This is a genomic window from Exiguobacterium sp. s102 (assembly GCF_018618635.1).
Taxonomy (GTDB): domain Bacteria; phylum Bacillota; class Bacilli; order Exiguobacteriales; family Exiguobacteriaceae; genus Exiguobacterium_A; species Exiguobacterium_A oxidotolerans.
In genome coordinates this window covers 752996-766889 of record NZ_JACSML010000002.1, presented here as the reverse complement: position 1 = coordinate 766889, position 13894 = coordinate 752996, and the positions used below count along the sequence as shown (strand labels likewise).

Genomic DNA, 13894 nt, shown 5'->3' with positions numbered 1-13894 from the left:
TAATACCATCCAAATCATTAGAATTTTGATTAACTTAAACTCGTTCTAAAACTTACAAGATCTACCTCTTCATTATGATAATAACATTAGAATAGAGATCATTAATTAAAATATGTATATTTCTTCTTTTGAGTTTACCTTTGATGAAAAGTTCTCATATGACCTTATATTCATTAATACAATAACCTACAAAATTTTTTTCGTACTACAAAACTAAAATCAAAACGTGAATTTTAACTAACTTTATTACCTATTATCAATGGAAATCTTTAACTTTAATCTTGAAAATATTACATTTTAATAACTTATTACTTTAATTACTTTATAAAAATCCTCTTATTTATTACTCTTTTTAAATTCTTTCATTCCATTCCGTTATGCCCCCCCTCCAAAGCGGAAGTACACAAATGTACTTTCCGGGTGTTTAATTAGGGACGTAATGAATACACATGGAGGTGCAACACATGATTGAAAAAAATGTAGTGAACGGACAATGGTACGAAACAGAACAAACGATTCCGGTCTTTAACCCGGCAACAAAAGAATTACTCGGGCACGTCCCAAGCAGTTCGGCAGATGACGCTCTACGGGCAGTCGACGCGGCGAGCGATGCTTTCGTCACCTGGTCAAGCTTAACGGCGGATGCGCGTGCCGATAAAATCGACGCCTGGTACCGCTTGATCAATGAACACCGCGACAAAGTCGCTGACATCATGACACGCGAACAAGGAAAACCGTTTGTCGAAGCACTTGGTGAAGTCGATTACGGCAATCAATATGTCCGCTGGTATGCAGAAGAAGCACGCCGGATTTACGGGGAAACAATTCCGGCATCGGTTCCGGGTAAACGCCTGTTCGTCGAAAAAGAACCGGTCGGCGTCGTCGCTGCGATCACGCCGTGGAACTTCCCCGCTGCGATGATCACACGAAAACTCGCCCCGGCTCTCGCAGCCGGTTGTACGGTCGTCTTAAAGCCGTCGGAAGAAACACCTTTCACAGCCCTTCGCCTCGTCGAACTTGCTGAAGAAGCAGGAATTCCGGCTGGTGTCATCAACGTCTTGACAGGTGACGCCGCAACAATCAGCGGTGTCTGGCAAGCCGAACGCCGTGTTCGCAAAATCACGTTCACCGGCTCTACTGCCGTCGGTAAATTGATCATGCGCCAGGCAGCCGATACGATGAAAAAACTATCACTTGAACTCGGGGGTCATGCACCGTTCATCGTCACGGAAAACGCGGACATCGACAAAGCCGTCACACAAGCAATCCGCTCGAAATTCCGCAACGGAGGCCAGGCCTGCGTCGCAACGAACCGCTTTTACGTCCAAGCCTCTGTGCTCGACGCGTTCACGGAGAAGTTCGTCGCGGAAGTGAACAAACTAAAAGTCGGGAACGGTCTTGACGCCGATTCAACGATCGGACCCTTGATTAACGCAAAAGCCGTCGAGAAAGTCAAAGCACACATCGACGACGCGGTTGCGAAAGGTGCAACGATCTTAACAGGCGGTACAATCGACGACTCGGTCGGTTACTTCGTCACACCGACGGTTCTCGCGAACGTCACGGAAGACATGATTTGTATGCAGGAAGAAACGTTTGGTCCGCTCGCACCAATCTCGGTCTTCGAGACACTCGACGAAGTCATCGAACGCGCGAACAACACACCCTACGGTCTTGCGGCGTATGCGTTTTCTGAACGGATCGATGAAGCGCTCCTGCTCGGTAAAAAACTCGAGTACGGCATCGTCGGCTTGAATGACGGCGCGCCGTCTGCTGCCCAAGCACCATTCGGCGGCTACAAAGAAAGTGGACTCGGTCGTGAAGGCGGCGTCTACGGCATCGAGGATTATCTCGAAGTCAAATACTTGTCACTCGGTTAAACCAAAAAGTCCCGCCTCTGAAACAACAGAGGCGGGACTTTTAGCATGTAGACAAACGATTTAGAAGCGTAAACCTGTTATGTCGAGATACAATCCGTTTGCGCTTTCCTGTCTCGCCTCGTCTTCAAAGCGGCAATCTTCCACGCCCGCTGCAGCTGTGCTACATGGTCGCGACCGATTGCTCTTCGCTTTGGAAGCGATTCAAGACGGAGCGCGCTTTAAAACGGCTGAAAGAGAGTAGCGTTCCTTCTTCCATTACACCACTCTCTTGGCGCACAAAAAAGTCCCGCTTCTGAACCATCAGAGGCGGGACTTTTTTAATTAATCGACATATTCATAGAGCACGACGCTTTCGATGTAGTGGATGAAACGACGTAACTCTTTTTCTTTTTCCGAAGAAAGGTCCCCTTCCTTCGACATTTCGGCAATTTCTTGACGCTGGACTTCGATCGCCCGTAAGCACAGTTCTTCTTTTTGCTGTTCGACGTCGCCCTTACTGCCGACCGGTGACGCCCACTGCGTATGTTTACCGCGGAGGCGGAAGTAATGTCCTTTGACGCTTTGGACGACTTCCGTCGGATACTTGTCACGGCACGTCTCGAGCCGGTCGATGATGTCGCCGATGACATGTTCATAGAGGGCATGTTCCATCTCCGTCAGACGAATCAATTCATCCGGTGACAACGTGAACCGTTTACGTTTTCGCATCAGCTTCCGTAACGGCTGATAGAGCCGGACCGTCGATTCGGAATGAATCGCCCGGCGTCGGTGTTCAATCGAGGCAACCGTTTCTTTTTTCAGTAAATCCGGCACGTCATGGTTCTTAAAGAACGCTTTGACGAATTCCGTTTCCCACGCGACGGCTTCAAGGCGCAGTTCCTTCAACTGTTCGTTGTAGACGTTGAGTTCCTGTTCGCTCTTCTCTTCGGCACGCAGCAACCGCAACATGACATGGTATTCGTTCAGCAGGTCAAACGCGACCGGGGAATTATCGGAATTCGTCGCCTGTTTGACTTCCTGAATCGCCCGTAACATCATTCGTTGCTTTTGGGCATTCAATCCGAAGTCCGTTTGACTGACCGTCTCTTTTTGACTCAGCAACGGTAAGGCAATCGTCGCGAGCACTAACGTAAAGATGATGACGCCCGCCGCGAGGAAGATGATCAACGACCGTTCCGGGAACGCAACACCAGCATCCGTCAAAAACGGCAGCGATAACACACCGACCATCGTGATTGTCCCGCGCACGCCGACGAGCGTCGTGATTAAGTCGCGCTTGAACGAAGGTGGCCGTTGCTCCTCTTTACGAAGAAAGCGATGATCAAACCAATTAAAGAACAGTGTCCAGACTAAGCGGATCCCGAGAATGACAAGACCGATTAAGCTGACGTACCCGAGTAAGCGCCAGTTGTTGATGGCGTCATCAATGAAGATGGCCTGCGTCGCTCCGGGCAACGTCAAACCAAGCAATAAGAAAATGACCCCGTTCAAGATATAGGCAATCATCGTCCAAATGTTATCCGTCAAGACTTGTTCCTGGGCAAAGAACGTCTCTGTCCGTTCCTTAATTAAGGCATGAAGTAAGCCACCGGCGACGACGGCGATGACGCCAGACGCATGAAGCAGTTCTTCCGAGACGAAAAAGATGATGAACGGCGTCAAGATTTGCAGGAGGGCATAAAAGACGACGTCATCAATTCCTGACCGGCGGAGCCGGATCTTCAGCCAGTTCATCACGACGATGATGACAAGGCCGACGACGGCACCGACAGCAAACATATAAACGAATTCAAACGAAGCTTCACGTAAAGAGAAATAGCCTGTCATGACGGCCGTGACGGCATAACTAAAGGCGACGAGTCCCGACGCATCGTTAATCAACGATTCTCCCCGGACAAGATTTAAAATCGGTTCCGGAAGCCGGACACGTTTTGCGATCCCGTTGACCGCGACCGGGTCAGTCGGTGATAAAATCGCGGCTAACGCAAAAGCGGCAGCGAGCGGAATGACCGGCAACATCCAGTGGATGAAGTATCCGCCGATCACGGTCGTCAATAAGACGAGCACGATGGCGTTGCCGAGGATCGCCCCGCGCATCTTCCACAGTTGTTCCCGCGGAAAATGCGAGCTGTCGTTGTACAGTAAGGGAGCGATGAACAACAGTAAAAACCATTCCGATTCGACTTCAATCGAAAGTTCTTTGATTGATAAAGCAACGAGCGTACCGACGATGATTTGAATCAGGGCCGTCGGAATAAAACGGATGTAATGTCCGATGACGTTCGTCAACAAAATTAAGGCCAGTAACAATAAAATCAATGATAACGTTTCCATAGTAAATCACTTCCATTCTTTCACTTTTCTCTAGTTTTATCGTACCATAATTTCTTGCTGGCATAGGAGAATCACTCCTTTTTTCAGGCATCATAGGACGCGAGCAGGTCCCTTGCCTGTTTCAGGATTTCTTCCTTTAGTGTTGACGGTTCAAGGACTTTTACGTTTTCGCCCAGTCCAAACAACTGTCGTCCGAGAAACGGTAACTCGGTAACCGGAACAGACCACGTCCGCTGTGCGTTCAGCGGTAAAATCCCTTCAAGCAACCGTTCCCCGAGTGACGTCATTTCCAGTCGGATCGTCACCTGTTCACCTGACTTCACCTGACATTCTGCTTCCTCGAATGTCAGCTGTTCGGACGAAATGGTCGTCGGTAAGACCTGCTCCATCCGGTCGACCCGGTACTGCCGCAGTCCCCGGTCAGTCTGGGCGAGCAGATACCAGCGATTGCGTTCAAACGTTAAACCGATCGGATCCATCAAAATCGTCCGTCGTCCGCTTGTCGTCCGGTAAGTGATTTCCCCTTTGACTTCCGCTTCCAACAATCGCAACACGTCTCGCGTCAACGGAGACGGCGGCGTATCGGGTCGGGCAAAACGGACCCGTCCTTTCAGGCGGTCCATCTTCGCTTCAAGGTCCGGCGGCAGTTCCTGGAGATACCATTCAGCAAGATCCCCCCGTAACGGACCGAACGGCAGATCGGGAATTTGACCGACCCAGTCGAGCATTAAAAATAAAGTGATCGCTTCCTGTTCCCGTAAGGCAAGTGGCGGCAGCAAACGGTTCGGCAGGACCCGGTATCCGCCCCCTGCTCCCCGCTCGCTGTAAATCGGATATCCGTTTGCTTCAAGTTCGAGTACGTCCCGTTGAATCGTCCGTAACGAGACGCCGCACGCTTCCGCCAGTTCCCGCGCCGTCAACAACTGTTGCCGATTAAGCAGACGCATCAGTTTCAAATGGCGACCTTTCATACAAAATCCCCTCTCTAATTACGACATCTTTTGTCATAATTATAGCGTAGACTAGAGATAGCTCGAACAAAAGGAGGAGTTATTGATGACTAAAACCGTTTTATATATCGCCTGTAGTCTCGATGGAAAGATTGCCCGATCAAATGATTCGCTCGATTGGCTGTTCGCTGTCGAAGGGGACGGTGATAATGGGTACGCGGCGTTCATGGAAGACGTCGATGCCGTCATCATGGGTCGAAAAACCTTTGACGAAGTCTTGGTCCTCAGTGACGACTATCCGTACAGTGGACTCGAGAACTACGTGTTGACCCGGCAGAACGATCAACAGTCCGAATACGCGACCTACACGAATGAGCCACTCGATGTGTTGATTGACCGGATTAGTCCGACCATCAACGGCAAGATTTGGCTCGTCGGCGGCGGCGAGTTGATTCAAGAAGCCTTACGTTTACAATTGATTGATCAGCTTGAACTGGCGATCGCGCCGGTCGTCCTCGGCAGCGGGATTCCACTGTTTCCGGAAGGGACGCTTGAGACACGGTTCCGGCTGACCAGCTGTTGTCCGTCCGGTCAGTTCATCATGGCGACGTATGATGTCTTGAAGTGACGTTCTACGCAGATAAAAAACACCTTTGAAACGCTGCAGGCAAAGGTGTTTTTTGTTTTACTTTGTTTTTTGCGTCAGTCTGACGGTGTCCGTCCTGACGAAGTGGCATCTAATCCGTTTTACCGGAATCCTCCACGACCGACACGATGACATTGCCGTATTTCCGCCCGGAATCGACGTAACGGTGGGCAGCGACGATCTCTTCGAGCGAATATACCGTATCGATGACCGCTTTGATCTTCCCAGTTTCAAACCACTCATTCAGTAGTATCAAATCTTTTTTCAGCGCCCGCGCCACGCCTTGTCCGGCGACTGAACGAAACGCCCCTTTCGCTCCGACGTGCTTACGTACCGTTCGTTTGTCAATTTTTCCGGACGCGTCAAATACTGCGTCATACGTCGTCAGGTGCGCATCATATCCTTCTGCTGTATAGTCGACGACACCATCCGCACCAAGACCTTTCACCAACTCAACGTGCCGTCCGCTGCAGACCGCCGTCACATGAAGTCCGTATTGTTTGGCGATTTGGACTGCAAGCGAACCGACGGCGCCCGAGGCTCCGTAAATCAAGATCGTTTTCGCCTGCTTAAGGTTCAGCTTCCGGAAAAAATGGAGGACGGTCGTTCCGCCAAACGGAAGACTGGCTGCTTCCGCGAAGCTTGCATTGCGCGGCATCTGCCCGACACAGCTCGTTTCCTTAATACAGGCATATTCAGCGTAACCACCAAAGCGCATCCCGGTCAGGGCATAGACACGGTCGCCGACTTTAAAATTCTGGACACGATTGCCTGTCGCGACGACTTCGCCGGCTAAGACAACCCCTAAAATTGGCTGTCTCGGTGTTTTAAACCCGATGACGACACGCATCGGAAGTTTCCCTGCTGCCGGTACATCGAGTGCCCGCAGACGACGATCACCTGAATGCACGGCGGAGGCATGGACTTTTATCAGTAGCTCAGATGCTTTCGGGACAGGCTGTTTCACTTCTCGCAGCTTCAGTACATCCGGCGGACCATATGCAGTACAAATGACGGCTCTCATCGTACCCCTCCTCAAGCTTATTTGTTACTTAAGTAATACGACAGATCGGTACAAACAACCTGCACGGTTCAGGCATTGTGAACCCTGGAATCATCCGATATACTATTGGTAATATATGTATACAGAAAGCGGGTGGATTCCCCTTGTCTCGTGCTACGACGCTCCTAGCTTCATTCGGCATTTCGCAATTCGGTGACTTTATTTACCTTGTCGCAATCAATGTCTACCTCTATCAATTGACCGGCTCTGCCACCGCTGTCGCCGGACTCTGGATCATCGGTCCGTTTGCTGCCCTGTGCACGAAATTTTGGGCCGGCAGTCTGATTGACCGGGTCGATGTACGCAGGTGGTTAATCGGGACGGACTTCATCCGGGCGTTGCTCGTCGCGCTGATTCCGTTCCTGTCGACACTGCCGTTGATTTATCTGACGCTGTTTGCGCTCGCCCTTGTCAAAGCGTTTTTTGAGCCTGCTGCGACGACCTACCTGACACAACTCGTGCCGGACACCGGTCGGAAAACGTTTAATGCCTACCGTGGTCTGATCACGTCGAGTGCTTTTTTGATTGGTCCGGCGTTAGCCGGCCTGCTGTTACTCGTCGCGACCACCGATGTCGCGATTTGGATGAATGCCGGCTCGTTTGTCGTTTCCGGGGTTCTACTAGCTTTCCTGCCCTCCGTTCCCCGTCCCCCTGATGTCGAGAAATTACGATTCACCGACGTCGCAGCGGACTGGCGCATCGTCGCCCGATTCAGTCGGTCGAACCGGTTTATCATCGTGATTTACGTCATCGGATTGTTGACGATGAGCCTCGCGCTTGCGATGGACGCACAGGAAGTCGTTTTTCTGCAGACCGTCGTCGGACTATCGGTAACCGATTATGGACTGTTGATCAGCTTGACGGGCATCGGTTCCGTGCTCGGCGGACTGACCGTCGCCCGTTTCTCGCGTCGCCTGTCGCTCAAAACGTTGCTCGTCAGCGGTTATCTGTTCGTCGCAATCGGTTACTTGATCTATGCGACGGCCACCTCTTTTTTACTCGTCGCGACCGGTTTCATCTTGCTCGGCTTTTTTAATGCCTTTTCCGGGACCGGCTTTATGACGTTTTATCAAAACAATGTGCCCGATGAATTGATGGGTCGTGTAACGAGCCTTTATGGACTTGGGCAAAGCATGCTCCACATCGTGTTGATTTTATTCGTCGGTTTTACGGGTGACCTGTTCCCGCTCCGCTTCACCGTGTTGACGGCTGCCTGTCTGTTGGTCGGACTGAGTCTGCTTCAAAGCATCGCTGTCCTCCTGCCGGGTAAACAACTATATTTTAAAGAAGATTTGCCGGCGAAACACATTTCCTAAATCAGACGGCGTGACGTTCTCCTTTTGAAATTGACAAATTATGCTAAACTTAAACCCATCTACATAATCAATGACATAATACGAACGGAGTAAATGCCACATGCACATTTTGATTGGACAACCGAAACAAGAAACAGACTTACAACAGTTACGACGAGAGATTGCCGCCTATCCTGACATCGACATCGTGTTGTATCCGGAAGGCTACTGCCGGCAGACCGATCTCGCGACGCTCTGTCAACTAGCAAAACAGTACACGACGATGATCGTCACCGGGTACCGGGACGCCGACCGGTTAGATCGGGCCTTGATCATTAACGAACACGGGGAAGTCATCCTCGACCGGGCAAAAACGCCGGAAGCCGGTCCGCTCTATCAACCGTCGACCGTCGACGATGATGGACAACGGTACGGGTATCTGCTCTGTCGCGAAATCTTCTTAGGACTGGACGGGCTGAAAAACGATACCGTTGAGTTAATTTTCAATCCAATTGGCGTCGGGATGTTCAGTCCGGAACAATATGCCGAGTGGTCCGGCGAAGCAGCACGCATCAGCCGCCAGCAATCCGCCATCGTCATCGGGACGAGTCATGCCGACGGGTCTTACCGCAACTGCGGCTTTTCGATTCCGACAGCGTTTGCGTATGACGCGACCGGCGAAGCGATTTTCCTGTCAAAAGACGATCGACGGACACGGATTCTCGATACGGTCACGAACACGGTTACCGTCATCGATTCGTTGATTGAGAACAGAACATAATCAAAAAGCCCTCGACCGCTCAAAGTGGTCGGGGGCTTCATTCGTTCATTGATGTTGTTTTTCGTTCTGTTCCGCTGCCTGACGTTGCGTCACGTACTCCTCCCGTAAAATGGAGTACATCTTGACATCGTGAAACGTCCCTTTGATGAAAATCAAGCGGCGTAACGTGCCTTCGTACGTCATCCCGACCTTTTCCATCACCCGTGCTGAACCGACGTTCGGTTCCATGCACCGCGCCTGAATCCGCTCCAGCTGTAACGCCTTAAAACCGAAGTCCAGCACCCGTTCCACGGCTTCTGTGACGATGCCTTCGCCCCAGAATTGCCGCGATAACGCGTACCCAAGCTCGGCCTGTTTGTTTTCATCAAGCAACAGATGAATGAAATCAATCGTGCCGATCATCTGTCCCGTCGCCTTCCATTCAATTGCCCACGGTGCCTGTTTTCCCTGTTCGTAGTTCGACAGGACGTGCGTCAGGAACTGCTGCGCCTGACCAATCGTCTGATTTGCATTCCACGTCACGTAACGCGCCGTCTCCTCGTCCTGGGTATAGGCGAACAAATCGTCTACGTCCTCTTGGCGCATCGGCCGCAAGAGCAAGCGGTCCGTCTCAAGTGTTGGTAACGTCTTGTAAAATTGTTCAGTAGTCATCCAGGATTCTCCGTTTCTTTTTTTTACATTATATACAAAAAAACGAGACAGTACAATTATTGGATAAAAACCGTTTAATCCTTGCACTGTATGTGTACTTCTACTCGTTTGATCGCCGTCGCGTATAATGAAGACATTCAAAAACCCCCGAATCGGAACTTGTATCAAGTGTCCGTCATTCGGGGGTTCCGTACATTATTCAACTATATGTCAAATGACTATTTTGAGACATCTCGTAAATTTTGATGATTTCCTCTTTCGTAATCGGTCGTGGTCCAGTTGTCGTACTCGGTTCACTTCCCGGGAACATTCGTACTACATCTTCGGCCATTCTTTCGAATTGGTCAGACGGGATGTCAACATCTTCAAGCGTCAGATAAGATTCTGTATCTTTCAACCATTCCACGACTTTAACTGAAAGTAACTTAGCTGCTTTCAAATCATCTTCTTCCGTTACACCGAAACATCTTCTAGCTAATTTTGCCCATCTAGCAGGCATCGCTTCTGCCATCACTTTAAGATATGGTGGAATAATGATTGTCATCCCTCTTGCATGCGGTAAATCATAAACAGCACTTAAAGGCATTTCAATTGAGTGCATCGGAATTGATCCCATTCTCCCTAGCGCCTGGAAACCAGACCATCCAAAGATTGAACATAACGCGATTTGCCCTCTGACATCGATATCGGTCGGATCTTTAATGATTTTATCAAAATTTTCTTTTAGTGTTAAAATCATTCCTTCTGTTGCCCGATCTGCAAATTCCGATTCTGCCTGGCTTGATAAATAATGTTCGATCAGATGAGAGAAAATGTCGACACAGCTGTCTTTAGTGATCGAAAGTGGTACAGACGTCAATAACCCTGGATCTACGATGGCAACTTTCGGGTAACGATATGCTGATCTAGAAAAGCTTTTCTCATTCGTTTCAGCATTTGTTAAAACACCACCAGCATTACACTCTGAACCCGATGCCGACATCGTCGGAATCGCAATGATTGGATAAGCGCCTGTGTACTCACGCGGAACTCTGTCCCCTAAGACAACATAGTCCCATGACTTACCGCCAGAAAAACCTGTAGCAGCGATATATTTTGAACCATCGATTACACTTCCACCGCCTAGTGCAATGACGAAGTCACACTGCTCCGACTTAAATATCTCAATCGCTTTATCGATTGTCTGCGCTCGTGGATTTGGTTCGATTCCAGTAAACGTCACAAATTCAATTCCCGCTTCTCTTAACAGGGATTCCACGTTATCAATGATTGGGTCTAAAAATCCACCTCTTTTATACGTCGCGATCATTGCCTTTTTTCCATACGACTTAGCGATTTTACCGATTTCATTGACTCTACCTTCACCATAAACGATTTCTGTAGGGAAATTCCAATTAAAATTATCCATTTTCAATCTCCTTTATTTAAAAGATTTTTAACGTAACAATTTCTTTTTGTTTCACAATACGGAACGACGTTCCATAAATTAATTATAACGTTTCTTAAAATAAAAATCTACATAAATCCCTTGTATTTCGCGGAATTTCAAAAGCTTTATTACGATATTTAGTTTAAAAACCGCATCTTTTTCTTATAAACTGCCCTTTACTATTTGACCGGCTTCCCTTTACACTCTTACCTTTTCAACTTCTTCGCCATCCCGTCGCACACTTCTGACTTTTTCTACATATTGTGCGGCGTATTCACTAATCAGGTTATAATCCCCGCTCTTCGCCGGGGTTATAAGATTCCCCCCCACCCCTACGGCTACACATCCGTTTTTTATCCATTGATCTACATTGTCTAAACTAACACCGCCGGTCGGCATTATATTTACTTGGGGCAGTGGTGCATGGACACCTTTAATGAATTCCGGTCCAAAATTGTTCCCTGGAAACAGCTTTACAATATCGACTCCTGCCTCTAGGGCCTGTTTCATCTCTGTAATTGTCATGCAACCTGGCATATACGGTACCTGATACAGATTGCACAACTTTGCCGTAGCTTCGTCAAAACAAGGACTTACGACGAACTGTGCACCTGCTAAAATAGCAATCCTTGCCGTAGTAGAATCCAGAACAGTCCCTGCTCCAATCACCACCGAATCATCGCCAGTAAAGAGTGATCTTAATTTTGAAATGACACTATCTGCTCCATCAACTGTAAACGTTATCTCAATGCCTTTAATCCCTCCCTCCACGCAGGCTTCTGAAATTTTAATAGCTTCTTCTTCATTGTCTGCTCTTATTACCGCTACTACACCACAGTTCGTAATGCTGTTTAAAATCTTTAGTTTATTCATTAAGTTCCCTCACTTTTCAATAATTTTTCATACCACTTAAAAATTTTCAAATTTAGTTTCATTTCCTGTTATTTAGTAAGCCAAATTTTCATCAATCTTTGGTATACTTGAGAAACTAAACAAGTCTTGAAGAGACTGATTTTAAACAGTCCCTAAAACAAAAATACTAAAATAAAGAGGTTGAAGATTTTGTCTAACGTTCAATCATTAGAAAGAGCACTTACTATTTTAAACAAACTGTCAGAATATCCTGATGGCCTTAAAATTTCCCAATTAACTGAACAACTGGACTTATCTAAAAGTACTATTCACCGGTTGTTAACTACGCTGGGAAGCATGAATTATATCGCTAAGGATGCCGAAACAAACAAATACAAACTGGGGTTACAAATTCTTTTCCTCTCTAGAAATATTTCGGACAGCAACGAAATAATACGTGCTGCAAAACCTTTCATCGAAAAACTGTCCAAAGACATAAATGAAACGGTTCATTTATGCATAGAAGATCGTGGTGAAATTGTTTATATTGATAAAATCGAAAGTAACCACACAGTCCGAATGTTTTCACGGATTGGTACACGCGGCCAAATGTACTGTACAGCCGTAGGTAAAATCCTGCTTTCCGGAGTAACTCCAAGTTATTTTGAGGAAGTTGTTGAAAAAATTGATTTTGCTCCACGAACTCCAAACACGATTACATCACAAGGAGAATTCCGGCTAGAAATCGAAAAAGTAAAACAGCAGCAATATGCACTGGATAATATTGAAAACGAAGAAGGTATTCGTTGCATCGCTGCCCCGATCTACAACCATAAAGGTGAAATCATTGCTAGCTTTAGCGTATCTGGTCCTAGTAACCGGGTAACGATGGATATGATCGAAGATACTTTGATTAATAAAATGAAAGATACGAGTTTAAACATTTCGCAAACACTTGGTTTTACGAATGTTAACTAGTTTTCAATGATTCATACGATAAAAGTAAAGAAAACCGTTGAACACGGTCATCTTTACTTTTTTTCTACATTGTCAAATCAATTGCATTGCCTGCCATAAATTCTCCTAAACGTCTACGATCAGGCAATCCGTCATTGTCCCCAGGTGACATTACCGCCAACGCACCGATAGCAGTTCCCCGTCTTACTGACTCTTCCAGTGATAATCCTTCCAAGATTCCGCTTATCACACCTACTGCAAAACCATCCCCGGCACCGACAGTGTCCACCACTCGATCAACCGGATAGCCATCTGTATAAAATTGATTTCCTTCCGAGCTAGTGTAGGCTCCATCAGCTCCAAGCTTCATCACGACTGTTTTAACCCCGAGATTATGATAAAATCTTGCAATGGCTTCAATTGACTTTTGTCCTGTCAATATTTCCCCTTCGCCAACACCGGGTAGTACGATATCCGCCAAAGAAGCTAACTCATTGACGACTTCAACCATCTCTTCTTTACTGGACCAAAGACCGGGCCGTAAGTTTGGATCATAAGAAACTTGAATACCTTTCATTCGTGCTTTTTGCATCAAGGTGTAGACCATTTCTCTGCAGTCTTTAGATAACGCAGGTAAAATCCCTGTCACATGAACGTGATCAATTGCTTCCAAATCCAAGTGTCGGATGGTTTCCGCATTCATATGTGATGCTGCAGAATTTTTTCTCGCTGAGAACACTTCTGGATCAAATTTGCTTACCTTTTGTTTCCACTGCATTCCTGTTTTATAGGTTTCGTCATACGTTATATGACTCGTATCAATTCCATTCTCGAGTAAAAAATTCTCAATCGTTTTTCCGAACGGGTCTTGACCTAGTTTCGTGACGTATGTCATCTCATGTTCAAGACGAGACATCCCGATTGAAAAGTTAACTTCCGCCCCAGCCACAAAGCGGCTAAAGTTTTCAACATTTTCAAGTGGACCTTCTTGTTCGGCAACAAACAATGCCATAGGTTCTCCAATAGTTACAATTCTACTCATCATAATCTCTCCTT

The 13894-nt window shown here is 47.5% G+C and carries 12 protein-coding genes; 5 read left to right on the top strand and 7 right to left on the bottom strand.

The features are described 5' to 3' along the window. Positions 1 to 464 precede the first annotated feature (464 nt). A complete protein-coding gene (locus KNQ02_RS09055) occupies positions 465 to 1880 on the top strand; it encodes an NAD-dependent succinate-semialdehyde dehydrogenase (RefSeq protein WP_214808118.1) in 1416 nt (471 codons plus the stop codon). A gap of 321 nt (positions 1881 to 2201) precedes the next feature. Here KNQ02_RS09055 and KNQ02_RS09050 read toward each other — a convergent pair whose 3' ends face one another. Continuing rightward, the gene (locus KNQ02_RS09050) at positions 2202 to 4214 is read right to left on the bottom strand and encodes a Na+/H+ antiporter (RefSeq protein ID WP_214765962.1); all 2013 of its coding nucleotides are present in this window, start codon (positions 4212 to 4214) and stop codon (positions 2202 to 2204) included. Between the two features lie 83 nt (positions 4215 to 4297). Then, a complete protein-coding gene (locus tag KNQ02_RS09045; RefSeq protein ID WP_214765960.1) occupies positions 4298 to 5185 on the bottom strand; it encodes a helix-turn-helix transcriptional regulator in 888 nt (295 codons plus the stop codon). Between the two features lie 85 nt (positions 5186 to 5270). Between KNQ02_RS09045 and KNQ02_RS09040 the strand changes: the two genes are divergently transcribed. Further along, positions 5271 to 5792, top strand: coding sequence for a dihydrofolate reductase family protein (locus KNQ02_RS09040; RefSeq protein ID WP_214808115.1), 522 nt, complete (start codon positions 5271 to 5273; stop codon positions 5790 to 5792). 109 nt (positions 5793 to 5901) lie between these two features. On the opposite strand, the gene KNQ02_RS09035 is transcribed toward KNQ02_RS09040, so the two are convergent. Further along, positions 5902 to 6834: an NAD(P)-dependent alcohol dehydrogenase gene (locus tag KNQ02_RS09035; RefSeq protein ID WP_214808112.1), complete on the bottom strand. Its 933-nt coding sequence runs from the start codon at positions 6832 to 6834 to the stop codon at positions 5902 to 5904. Between the two features lie 143 nt (positions 6835 to 6977). Here KNQ02_RS09035 and KNQ02_RS09030 point away from each other — a divergent pair, with 143 nt between their 5' ends. After that, a complete protein-coding gene (locus KNQ02_RS09030; protein WP_214808109.1) occupies positions 6978 to 8189 on the top strand; it encodes an MFS transporter in 1212 nt (403 codons plus the stop codon). Between the two features lie 100 nt (positions 8190 to 8289). Next, positions 8290 to 8949, top strand: coding sequence for a hypothetical protein (locus KNQ02_RS09025; protein WP_214808107.1), 660 nt, complete (start codon positions 8290 to 8292; stop codon positions 8947 to 8949). Between the two features lie 45 nt (positions 8950 to 8994). Here KNQ02_RS09025 and KNQ02_RS09020 read toward each other — a convergent pair whose 3' ends face one another. The 3 genes from KNQ02_RS09020 to KNQ02_RS09010 all read right to left on the bottom strand — a co-directional run bounded on the left by KNQ02_RS09020 (position 8995) and on the right by KNQ02_RS09010 (position 11902). After that, a complete protein-coding gene (locus tag KNQ02_RS09020; protein WP_088837034.1) occupies positions 8995 to 9600 on the bottom strand; it encodes a GNAT family N-acetyltransferase in 606 nt (201 codons plus the stop codon). A 199-nt stretch (positions 9601 to 9799) separates the two neighbouring features. Then, positions 9800 to 11008, bottom strand: a complete 1209-nt coding sequence (locus KNQ02_RS09015) for an iron-containing alcohol dehydrogenase (protein ID WP_214765949.1) — start codon at positions 11006 to 11008, stop codon at positions 9800 to 9802. Positions 11009 to 11227: 219 nt separating this feature from the next. After that, the gene (locus KNQ02_RS09010; protein ID WP_214808105.1) at positions 11228 to 11902 is read right to left on the bottom strand and encodes a bifunctional 4-hydroxy-2-oxoglutarate aldolase/2-dehydro-3-deoxy-phosphogluconate aldolase; all 675 of its coding nucleotides are present in this window, start codon (positions 11900 to 11902) and stop codon (positions 11228 to 11230) included. 189 nt (positions 11903 to 12091) lie between these two features. Here KNQ02_RS09010 and KNQ02_RS09005 point away from each other — a divergent pair, with 189 nt between their 5' ends. Next, the gene (locus tag KNQ02_RS09005; protein WP_214808103.1) at positions 12092 to 12859 is read left to right on the top strand and encodes an IclR family transcriptional regulator; all 768 of its coding nucleotides are present in this window, start codon (positions 12092 to 12094) and stop codon (positions 12857 to 12859) included. A gap of 64 nt (positions 12860 to 12923) precedes the next feature. Here KNQ02_RS09005 and KNQ02_RS09000 read toward each other — a convergent pair whose 3' ends face one another. Next, positions 12924 to 13880 carry a sugar kinase gene (locus tag KNQ02_RS09000; RefSeq protein WP_214765943.1) on the bottom strand — a complete coding sequence of 319 codons (957 nt, stop codon included), beginning with the start codon at positions 13878 to 13880 and terminating at the stop codon, positions 12924 to 12926. Positions 13881 to 13894: the final 14 nt, after the last annotated feature.

Excerpts from the sequence above, each read along its gene's own strand:
- KNQ02_RS09055 (WP_214808118.1), top strand. The coding sequence starts at position 465 with ATGATTGAAAAAAATGTAGTGAACGGACAATGGTACGAAACAGAACAA.
- KNQ02_RS09050 (WP_214765962.1), bottom strand. The coding sequence starts at position 4,214 with ATGGAAACGTTATCATTGATTTTATTGTTACTGGCCTTAATTTTGTTG.
- KNQ02_RS09045 (WP_214765960.1), bottom strand. The coding sequence starts at position 5,185 with ATGAAAGGTCGCCATTTGAAACTGATGCGTCTGCTTAATCGGCAACAG.
- KNQ02_RS09040 (WP_214808115.1), top strand. The coding sequence starts at position 5,271 with ATGACTAAAACCGTTTTATATATCGCCTGTAGTCTCGATGGAAAGATT.
- KNQ02_RS09035 (WP_214808112.1), bottom strand. The coding sequence starts at position 6,834 with ATGAGAGCCGTCATTTGTACTGCATATGGTCCGCCGGATGTACTGAAG.
- KNQ02_RS09025 (WP_214808107.1), top strand. The coding sequence starts at position 8,290 with ATGCACATTTTGATTGGACAACCGAAACAAGAAACAGACTTACAACAG.
- KNQ02_RS09020 (WP_088837034.1), bottom strand. The coding sequence starts at position 9,600 with ATGACTACTGAACAATTTTACAAGACGTTACCAACACTTGAGACGGAC.
- KNQ02_RS09015 (WP_214765949.1), bottom strand. The coding sequence starts at position 11,008 with ATGGATAATTTTAATTGGAATTTCCCTACAGAAATCGTTTATGGTGAA.
- KNQ02_RS09010 (WP_214808105.1), bottom strand. The coding sequence starts at position 11,902 with ATGAATAAACTAAAGATTTTAAACAGCATTACGAACTGTGGTGTAGTA.
- KNQ02_RS09000 (WP_214765943.1), bottom strand. The coding sequence starts at position 13,880 with ATGAGTAGAATTGTAACTATTGGAGAACCTATGGCATTGTTTGTTGCC.